This is a genomic window from Sphingopyxis sp. SCN 67-31 (genome assembly GCF_001725095.1).
In genome coordinates this window covers 1-8,465 of record NZ_MEFH01000123.1, presented here as the reverse complement: position 1 = coordinate 8,465, position 8,465 = coordinate 1, and the positions used below count along the sequence as shown (strand labels likewise).

Annotated in this window: 9 protein-coding genes; all 9 read right to left on the bottom strand. The window is 64.2% G+C overall.

The genetic code is table 11. The features are described from left to right. Window positions 1-199 precede the first annotated feature (199 nt). Window positions 200-376, bottom strand: coding sequence for a hypothetical protein (locus ABS88_RS20865; RefSeq protein WP_156001432.1), 177 nt, complete (start codon window positions 374-376; stop codon window positions 200-202). Next, entirely contained in the window at window positions 373-1,137 is a 765-nt protein-coding gene (locus ABS88_RS20860) for an MBL fold metallo-hydrolase (RefSeq protein WP_040590753.1), read from the bottom strand. Before ABS88_RS20860 ends, ABS88_RS20865 begins: the two co-directional genes overlap by 4 nt. 13 nt (window positions 1,138-1,150) lie before the next feature. Then, a complete protein-coding gene (locus tag ABS88_RS20855; RefSeq protein ID WP_286750472.1) occupies window positions 1,151-1,927 on the bottom strand; it encodes a TatD family hydrolase in 777 nt (258 codons plus the stop codon). Beyond that, window positions 1,927-3,495 carry a methionine--tRNA ligase gene (gene metG / locus ABS88_RS20850; protein ID WP_286750471.1) on the bottom strand — a complete coding sequence of 523 codons (1,569 nt, stop codon included), beginning with the start codon at window positions 3,493-3,495 and terminating at the stop codon, window positions 1,927-1,929. The genes ABS88_RS20855 and metG overlap by 1 nt, the downstream gene beginning before the upstream one ends. Window positions 3,496-3,533: 38 nt before the next feature. After that, window positions 3,534-4,526, bottom strand: a complete 993-nt coding sequence (locus ABS88_RS20845) for a DNA polymerase III subunit delta' (RefSeq protein ID WP_286750470.1) — start codon at window positions 4,524-4,526, stop codon at window positions 3,534-3,536. Beyond that, window positions 4,514-5,140, bottom strand: a complete 627-nt coding sequence (gene tmk, locus ABS88_RS20840; RefSeq protein WP_286750469.1) for a dTMP kinase — start codon at window positions 5,138-5,140, stop codon at window positions 4,514-4,516. The genes ABS88_RS20845 and tmk overlap by 13 nt, the downstream gene beginning before the upstream one ends. Next, window positions 5,137-6,249, bottom strand: coding sequence for a D-alanyl-D-alanine carboxypeptidase family protein (locus ABS88_RS20835; RefSeq protein ID WP_286750468.1), 1,113 nt, complete (start codon window positions 6,247-6,249; stop codon window positions 5,137-5,139). Before ABS88_RS20835 ends, tmk begins: the two co-directional genes overlap by 4 nt. Window positions 6,250-6,366: 117 nt before the next feature. Continuing rightward, window positions 6,367-7,377 (bottom strand): septal ring lytic transglycosylase RlpA family protein, encoded by a 1,011-nt coding sequence (locus ABS88_RS20830; protein WP_062902448.1) that lies wholly within the window; start codon window positions 7,375-7,377, stop codon window positions 6,367-6,369. After that, window positions 7,361-8,353 (bottom strand): lytic murein transglycosylase, encoded by a 993-nt coding sequence (locus ABS88_RS20825; protein ID WP_174531823.1) that lies wholly within the window; start codon window positions 8,351-8,353, stop codon window positions 7,361-7,363. Before ABS88_RS20825 ends, ABS88_RS20830 begins: the two co-directional genes overlap by 17 nt. Window positions 8,354-8,465 lie beyond the last annotated feature (112 nt).

Genomic DNA, 8,465 nt, shown 5'->3' with positions numbered 1-8,465 from the left:
GTAAGGCGAGATCGTTGTGAAGTCCTGCGCCAAATCCCACTCACATCCACCAGCGGGATTGCGCAATTGGCGCATGATCGCGAGCAGCCGATCGATGGGGGACAGCGAAGGCGTATTCGACATAAAATTATCCGATAATATATATTATGTTAAATTCAATATAGCGGGGAGGCCCGTTTGCCCCCCTCTCGTTGAATCGTCAGGCAAAAAGCTGCCACGTCCGGACGACGAGAAATACGAGCGCAAAGATCGCCACCCACGCGAGCGCCATCTTCAGCCCGTCGGCCAGATTGAGCCGTCTGGCCGCGAGCGAGCTCAAGACCAGCGCAAAGGCCCCGACGAACCAGATCATCTGCACCGTGGTATCGCCGTTCACAATTCCACCTCCAGCCCGTCGTACCCAGGCTCGACGCCGTCAGGCAGCTCGCCGGCCAGATCGTCATAATCCATCGTATTGTCCATATGCGTGATAATGGCCCGCGGCTGGCCCACCTTGGCGAGCCCTTCGAGCGTCATCGCGAGATGCGGATGCGTGGGGTGCGGATAGCGGCGGAGCGCGTCGATCACGAACAAGTCGACCCCCTGGAAGAAATCGACCATTTCATCCGTAAATCGTGAAAAATCCGTCGCGTATCCGATCTTGTGCGCACCGTCGCTGAAGATCAGGCCGCTGGCCTTTATCGGGCCGTGTGGCATTTCGAGTGCCGAAACTTCGATCGGTCCGATCCACTGATGATCGGCCAGTTCGATCGGATCGACCGATGCCGGATAGCCTGCGTTGCCGGCAAAGGCATAGGTGAAGCGCCATTTCAGAATATCCAGAACATGCGCGCGGGCGTAGGCCGGTACGGCCGAACCGCGCAGATGCATGATCTGACGCAAATCGTCGAGGCCGTGCGTATGATCGGCATGTTCGTGGGTCCATATCACCCCATCGACCTCGCCGATCCCGGCGTCGAGCAGCTGCAGGCGCATGTCGGGGCTGGTATCGACGATCAGCCGGTATCCGCCGAGCGAAATCATGATCGAGGCCCGGCTGCGCAGGTTCCGCGGATTGTCGGGGTCGCATTGCCCCCAGTCGTTACCGATCCGCGGTACCCCGGAAGAGGTACCGCACCCTAGAATGCGAACCTTCATGGCGCGTGTGACGTCATGGCGCCGCCTTGTTGAAAAGCGCGTAGAAATTCGCGCTTGTCGCCGCTGCCAGCGCTTCGCGATCATCGCCGCGCAGGTCGGCCAGAAATGCCAGCGTATCGGCCACAAAGGCCGGCTCGCCGGTCTTGCCGCGATGCGGGACTGGGGCAAGGAAGGGGGAATCGGTTTCGATCAGCAGCCTGTCCTGCGGCAGCCATTTTGCCGTCGCCTGAAGATCGGCGGCATTTTTGAACGTCACGATCCCCGAGATCGAGATGAACAGCCCAAGGTCGAGCGCCGCTTTGGCGAAGTCGTCGCTCGCGGTGAAGCAATGGATCACACCGGTGTAAGGCGCCCTTTCCATCTCTTCGCCGAGCAGCGCCAGCGTGTCGGCTTCGGCATCGCGGGTGTGAACGATGATCGGCAGGCCGGTCTGCTGCGACGCGTGGATATGGCGGCGAAAACTTTCCTGTTGCCGCACGCGATCGCTCTTGTCGTAATAATAGTCGAGCCCCGTCTCGCCGATCCCGATCACGCGCGGATGCGCGGCCCGCTCGGCGAGCTTGGCGGTATCGACATCGGGATGATGATCGGCGTCGTGCGGATGGATACCGACGCTCGCCCAGACATCTGTATTGGCTTCCGCAGCGGCCAGGACATCGTCCCACTCGCTCTCGCGCGTCGCGATGTTGAGCATTGCCGTAACGCCGCGCGCCCGCGCCCGCTCCAGCACCTCGCCCTGCTGCTCGGCAAGCCCCTTGTAATTGAGGTGGCAGTGCGAATCGACGAGCATCAAGCCTCCCCTTCCCCCTCGGGCAACTCGAGGCGCGGAAAGATGGGAACCGGCTGACCGACCGCAAAGCCGCTGGCAGCAAGCTTCGCACACCATTCGGTATCGGCAAGCGCGGCGAAGTCGCGCGCATCGTCGGCAATTCCCATCTGATCGAGCAGCGCGTCGGCCGCGGACGGCACCACCGGACGGATCGCAATCGCGAGTGTGCGAACAGCCTGGAACAAGGTCATCAGCACGGCGCGCATGCGTTCGGGATCGGTCTTACGCAGCGCCCAAGGCGCCTGCGTATCAACATATTGGTTGCAGGCGAAGACCGCACGGATCCAGTCTTCGATCCCTACGGAAAAAGCGAGTTGCTCGAATTCGCGCGGCAGACGCGTCAATGCCATGTCGTTGATATCGCGAAGGAGATCGAGATCATCCTGCGCTGGCGCATAATCCGCCGAAATCTCACCGCCCAAATTCTTGAAAATCATCGATAAGCTGCGTTGCGCCAGATTGCCGAAGCTGTTGGCGAGGTCGGCATTCGCGGTGCGTACGATCGCTTCCGCCGAATAGCTGCCGTCCTGTCCGAAGCTCACTTCGCGGAGCAGATAATAGCGCAGCGCATCGACGCCGAACTGTTCGGCGAGCGTCATCGGATCGACAACGTTGCCGAGCGATTTCGACATCTTCTCGCCGCGGTTGAGCAGAAAGCCGTGACCGAACACCTGGCGCGGCAGCGGCAGACCGGCACTCATCAGGAAGGCCGGCCAGTAAACAGTATGAAAACGAACGATATCCTTGCCGATCATATGAATGTTCGCCGGCCAGAATCGTGCGAAATCGCCGTCCATGTCGGGATAGCCAATGCCCGACAAATAGGTCGTGAGCGCGTCGACCCAGACATACATCACATGCCCGGGGCTGCCCGGCACCGGGACGCCCCAATCGAAACTCGTGCGCGATACCGACAGATCCTTTAATCCGCCCTCGACGAAGCGCAGCACCTCGTTGCGGCGGCTTTCGGGGCGGATGAAGTCGGGATTGTCGTTATAGAGCGCGAGCAAACGGTCCTGATAGGCCGACAGGCGGAAGAACCAGCTTTCCTCGACGGTCCATTCGACCGGCGTCCCCTGCGGCGACAGGCGAACGCCCCCTTCCCCGTCTGTCAGTTCGCTTTCATCATAGAAAGCTTCGTCGCGAACCGAATACCAGCCTTCATAGCGGTCGAGGTAGAGGTCACCATTGGCTTCCATCGCCCGCCAGATCGCCTGCGATGCGCGATGGTGCGCCGGATCCGACGTGCGCATGAAATTATCATAGCTGATATTCAGCTTGCCATACATCTCACGGAAATATCCCGACATTTCATCGGCAAGATCGATTGTTGCGCGACCTTGGTCGCGCGCGGTCTGATACATTTTCAGCCCATGTTCGTCGGTACCGGTGATCAGGCGGACGTCGCGGCCGCGCATCCGCTGGAAGCGCGCCATCACGTCGGTTGCGATGGCCTCGTAGGCGTGACCGATATGCGGGCGGCCGTTGGGATAGCTGATGGCGGTGGTGATATAAAATGGTTCGGACATGCGCGCGCCTTAGCCGCTGGCGCGGCCAAGGGAAAGCGTCAGCGTGCCGCCTGCCCGCCGCGCGGCGCGAGTTCGGCGAGGCAGTTGCCGATCTCGAACCCCACCATCGCCCCGTCATAAGACCCGCGCACCGCATCGCGCACCGTCCGCTGGATGCGGTCCCATTGACCGAGCACCGGTGCGATCTCTCCCAGCGGGCGTTCGCGCGCCAGCCGTGCCAGCAGGCCCGGCACGATGTCGATCACCAGTTCGAGCCGCGCCCGGTTGCTGGTGCCGCCGACTTCGCGCGCCAACGCTTCGCGTAGCCGGTTGTCGCGATCACCGCCGGTCGCGATCGCCAGCAGTTTCTTTTCCATGACCGCGACGTCGCTGTCGATGAGCGCCAGCGCCTTGCCGGGAACCCCGCCCGAAGCCGCGACGATCGCGCGCACCTCGGCCATGTCGAGCATCGGGCGCAGGTCGTGCAGCCACGCCGTCATGACGTCACGCTCAACGGGTTGAAAACGCAGGATTCGGCAGCGTGACCGGATCGTGGGCAACAGGCGTCCCGGCGAATGACTGACGAGCAAAAACAAGGTTTGCGCCGGCGGCTCTTCCAGCGTCTTGAGCAGCGCATTGGCGCCGTCAGTTTCCAGATCGTCGACCGCATCGATGACAACGACGCGCCACGCGCCGAGCGACAGCGACAGATGCAGGCGGCGGATCATGCCGCGCACCTGATCGATCGTGATATTGCGCGCGAGATCCTTGCTCTTGTCCTTCACCTGCCGCGTCAGATGGATGATCTCGGGATGATTGCCCGCCGAAACGAGCCTGCCCGCCTGCTCGTCACCGGGACCGTCGAGCGACAGCGGCGCGCCTCCCTCGCCCGCCCGGTCGTGCGTGACCAGAAAGCGGGCGACCCGTGCGGCAAAGGCGCCCTTCCCCATTCCCTGCGGGCCGGCGAGCAGCCAAGCGTGGTGGAGACGGCCGCTTGTCCAAGGTTCGAGAAAGGCCTTCTCGGCGTCGTGATGGCCGATCATGGCAGCCATTCGGCAAGCTCCGACAACAGGGCCGCGGTAACCGCGGTTGCTGGCGCATCGGCGTCGACAAGACGCCAGCGTTGCGGCTCCGCCGCTGCGATCTCGGCAAAGCGCGCGGCGAGCCGGGCCTGATAATCGGCGGGTTTGCTGCCCATGCGATCGGCGCCGCCGGCATCGCGCGCCGCCAGTCGCCGACGCGCCTCTTCCGCGGAAACGGTCAGGAGGAAGGTCCGGTCGGGCAACAGGCCAAGCGAGCCGAAGCCGTGCAGCATCATGATGTCGGCGTCGGTGATCCCGCCTCCCGCCCCCTGATAGGCGCGGGTTGAATCGACAAAGCGATCGCATAGCACCCAGGCGCCACGTTCGAGCGCGGGCCGGATCGTGCGCGCGACATGATCGGCGCGCGCAGCGGCGAAGAGCAGCGCTTCGCTACGCGCGTCCCACCGATCGTCGTCCCCCTCCATCAGCAGCGCGCGGATCGCCTCGGCGCCGGCGCTGCCGCCTGGTTCGCGTGTCGCGACGACGTCGATCCCGCGTTCGGCAAGCGCTGCGGCCAGCGCGCGGATCTGCGTCGACTTGCCGACCCCTTCGCCGCCCTCGAGCGTGATAAAACGCCCCCTCATCGGCCGGCGAGCCGATAAAAACCGCTGCGCAGACGTGTCCAGACGCCATCGACCGGCGCCACGTCTTTCGCCGCCAGCAATGGCGTGGTTTGCGGCGGCAGGCCGTCGGGGGTCACGATCAGACGCGCGATCGGAGTGCCGCGTTCGATCGGGGCGTTTTGCGGGCTGCGGCTCTGCATCGCGGCGCGATAGCCGCCGGCATAGCCCTTGGGAACCGTCATTCGGACCGCAATACCAGCTTCGGCCATCACGCTCGGCCGTGCGCCGCGTTGCACCTCGACCGCCCCGACCTTGGTGCCAGCGGGCACCAGTTCGCGGCCTTCCCACGCGTCAAAGCCCCAGCGCATCAGCCGTTCGGCCTCGTCGCGCCGCGCCTTTTCACTCTTCATGCCCGCGACCACCATGATCAGGCGCCGGCCGTCGCGCTTTGCCGAACCGAGAAAGCAATAGCCCGCTTCAGCGGTGTGGCCGGTCTTGAGGCCGTCGGCCCCGGCAAAGCGCCCCAGAATGGGGTTGCGGTTCGGCTGGATGATCGGCTTGCCTTCTGGCGACACGCCATGCTGCAAGCGCGGGATCGAAAAATAGCGTGCATAACCATCGGGATGGTCGCGGATCAGCCGGTCCGCCAGCGTGATAAGATCGGCAGCGCTTACCTTGGTCACGCCGCCATCGGGCCAGCCGTTCGGGGTGCCGAACTTGCTCGCCGTCATGCCGATTTTGGCCGCCATCGCATTCATTCGCTTGACGAAATCGGCTTCGCTGCCATCGATCCCGACCGCCAGCGCCGCGGCGGCGTCGTTACCCGACACGGTGATCAGGCCCTTGAGCAATTCATCGACCGAAATCTTCTCGCCGGCGCGCAGGAACATCGTCGACCCGCCGTTGCTGCCGTTCCATTTGCGCCAGGTCGCTTCGCTGACCGTGAAGACCTTGTCGCGCGACAATTCGCCGCGCTTGATCAGGTCGAGCACGACATAGGCGGTCATCACCTTGGCCATCGAGGCCGGCGCGAAGCGTTTGCCCGCGCCGCGGGAAAAAAGGATCGCGCCCGAATCGAGATCCTTCAACATCACGATCGGCGCTTCGGTTACGTAGAGCGGCCTGCTCACCGCGCCCGGCTTCGGCTTGTCATTCCCTGCCGAAGCCGCCGGAAAGGTGCTTGCAAGCGCCGTTACCGCCAGTCCGGCGCCTATAGCGCGCGCGATTCCGTTTCGACGCTGCACGGCTTAGCGGTCGCGCAGGACGGTCGCGTCGCGGAAACCTTTGGCTTTCGCCTTGTCCTGTGCGGCTTTTGCTTCGCCGTCACTGGCAAAGGGCCCCATGCGGACGCGCCACAATTTGCCGGCTTTGTCGACATGGCCGCCGACCGATTTCGCTGCGACATTGGCCCGCGCTTCGCTGCTGAACGCGCCGACCTGAACGACGAAGCTTCCCGCAACCGCTTTGGGTGCCGGTTCCGCTTTCTTTTCGGGTGTAGCCGGCTTGGCCGCCGGGGCCGGCTTGGAAGGTTCGGGCTTTTTGCTGCTGGTTACCGCCATCCGGTCGTCGCCGGGTTTGGCCTGAGCCGATGCCGTCGGCGGCGCCGGTTGATCGGGAACCGTGGCGGCAGCCGCTTTGGGCACGGGCACCTGCTTGATCTTGGTCCGCAGGATCGACAGCAGCGATTCGGGCGTTGCCAGCCGCTCGGGTACCGGCCTGCCAGCGCGAAGCTGCGCGCGCTCGGCGGCGGGCGGATTGGTCCGGCGCACGCGAACCGCGCTCACCGCATCGGTCAGCCCGAGCTGTGCGGCGGCGCCGCGCGACAGGTCGATCAGCCGGTCGTTGCTCATCGGTCCGCGATCGTTGACACGAACCAATATCGTGCGCCCGGTATCGAGCGCCGTTACCTCGACATAGCTGGGCAGCGGCAGCGTCTTGTGCGCGGCGCTGATACCGTCGGGGTTGTATATCTCGCCATTGGCGGTCGGCTTGCCCGCCGCTTCTTCACCATACCAGCTTGCATAGCCGACATCGTCATAATCGGCGACATCCGCGGGCGTGTAGGTCGTGCCCGCGATAGTATAGGGATCGCCGAGTTTCACCGGCACGTCCGATACGCCATTGTCGGCAGGTGCCGTCGCGGGCGCAGCGGCGACCGCCGTATTGCTCTTGCCGTCAAAGCTGCCGCATGCCGCCAGCGCCAATGCCGTTCCTGCGACCAGCGTGGCCGCGCCCCCGCCCCTAACGATCGATTTCATCCGCCAGCAACCCCACAGAAAGTGCGTAAAAGTTCGAACAATTATAGTCGAGTATCGCACGATAATTACCGGTCAGCAAATAGGCGGTCTTTCCCGGGCCGTCGGGTTCGAGCAAGGTCGCCTGAATATGGTCCGCCGGCCAGCGTCCGCTCACTGGCTGGAACCCGGCGGCGCGCCATTCAGCCATCGACCGCCAGCGGCTGTAGCGGGCGAAAACGCGCGGGCAGCGTGTCGGCTCGAGCCGGGTTCCCATTGCCGAACGGTCGAAGCCGTCGGGAACGCGTACGGCAACGCCCCATGGTTCGCCCGCATGCCAGCCTGCCCGGCGCAGGTAGGAACCGATCGACTCGACCGCGTCGGCCTCGCTCGACCAGATGCGGGCAACGCCGTCGCCGTCGCCGTCCTCGGCAACCTTGAGATAGACCGAGGGCAGGAATTGCGGATAGCCGAACGCGCCCGCCCAACTGCCCTTCAGCACCTCGCGCGGAACGCCCTTTTCGACCATTTCGAGCGTCGCGATGAATTCAGGCTCGAACAAGCTGCGGCGGCGTCCCTCATAGGCAAGCGTCGCCAGCGCTTCGGGCAGGTCGAAATTGCCGGTTACCGCCCCATAAGCGGTTTCATGTCCGAAGATCGCGATCATGATGCTCGTCGGGACGCCCGTCCGCTCCTCGATCCGCGACAGTAGCGGCAACAGGCGGTCGTGGACGCGGCGCCCGCCATTGATGCGCGCGGCATCGACATGCTTCGCCTTGTAAGGCGCAAAGGCCGGGATCGGCGTATCGGGACGCGGCGGCGCGCCCAGATTGTCGCGATCAAGCGCCACGACGCGCGCATTGAAGCGAAGCCCGCTCGTAACCCGGTCGAAGGTCGCGCGCGAAACGCCGCGCGCCTGCGCCTTGGGCCATAGCGACTGAACATAGGTATCGAAGCCGGGATCGGCCGCCTGTGCGTGCAGCGGTGCCGACGCGGCCATGGTCCAGGCGGAGAGGAGGACACCGATCCGGGCGAGGAGGCGTCCGATTCTGAATGGTTTAGCGTGCATATGTCCCACCCTATAGGGCGTGTCTGCCACGGATACAGCCCCC